This is a genomic window from Pseudomonas sp. FSL R10-2964 (genome assembly GCF_009600035.1).
Classification (GTDB): Bacteria; Pseudomonadota; Gammaproteobacteria; order Pseudomonadales; family Pseudomonadaceae; genus Aquipseudomonas; species Aquipseudomonas bubulae.
In genome coordinates this window covers 1-271 of sequence record NZ_WIWH01000142.1, presented here as the reverse complement: position 1 = coordinate 271, position 271 = coordinate 1, and the positions used below count along the sequence as shown (strand labels likewise).

The following is a 271-nucleotide window of genomic DNA, read 5'->3' as shown; positions in this document are numbered from 1 at the left end:
CCGAAGAAATACTGGTTACCTTTTTTGGTCTGATGCATCTCGGGGTCGCGCTTTCCCTCTTCGTTTTTAGTCGAACTAGGAGCATGAATAATGGTGGCATCGACGATAGTGCCCTGACGTAGAGACATGCCTTTGTCCTGCAAATAACCATTGATGACCGCGAGGATTGCAGGTGCCAGCTGATGCTTTTCCAGTAAGTGCCGGAAATTCATGATCGTGGTGTCTTCAGGTATCGGGGCGCTCAAGGTCAAACGTGCAAACTGGCGCATGG

Annotated in this window: 1 pseudogene; it reads right to left on the bottom strand. The window is 50.2% G+C overall.

Annotation, left to right across the window (positions count from 1 at the left end):
- A pseudogene (locus GHN92_RS23710) lies at nt 1–271 on the bottom strand (IS5/IS1182 family transposase); the annotation flags it as partial.